Source organism: Pseudomonas sp. HY13-MNA-CIBAN-0226 (assembly GCF_040310305.1).
GTDB lineage: Bacteria > Pseudomonadota > Gammaproteobacteria > Pseudomonadales > Pseudomonadaceae > Aquipseudomonas > Aquipseudomonas gregormendelii.
On the sequence record NZ_JBEOPS010000231.1, the window covers coordinates 1 to 275 of the forward strand.

Annotated in this window: 1 protein-coding gene; it reads left to right on the forward strand. The window is 48.0% G+C overall.

Going from position 1 to position 275, the window contains the following annotated elements; translation table 11 throughout:
• Positions 1-275 (forward strand): PEP-utilizing enzyme (locus tag AAEZ05_RS28545; RefSeq protein WP_350649951.1); only part of this gene is annotated, 275 nt, incomplete at both ends.

The following is a 275-nucleotide window of genomic DNA, read 5'->3' on the forward strand; positions in this document are numbered from 1 at the left end:
GTCATGAAGCGTGCCTCTGCCATCATCACCAACCGTGGTGGTCGTACTTGTCACGCCGCTATTATTGCGCGTGAGCTTGGTGTTCCAGCTATCGTTGGTTGTGGTAATGCCACTGAACTGTTGGTTGATGGTCAAGACGTCACCGTTTCTTGTGCTGAGGGTGACACCGGCTTTATCTACGAGAGTCAGATTGATTTTGAAATACAGACCAACTCTGTTGAATCTATGCCAGAGCTTGCCTTTAAGATTATGATGAACGTTGGTAACCCAGATCG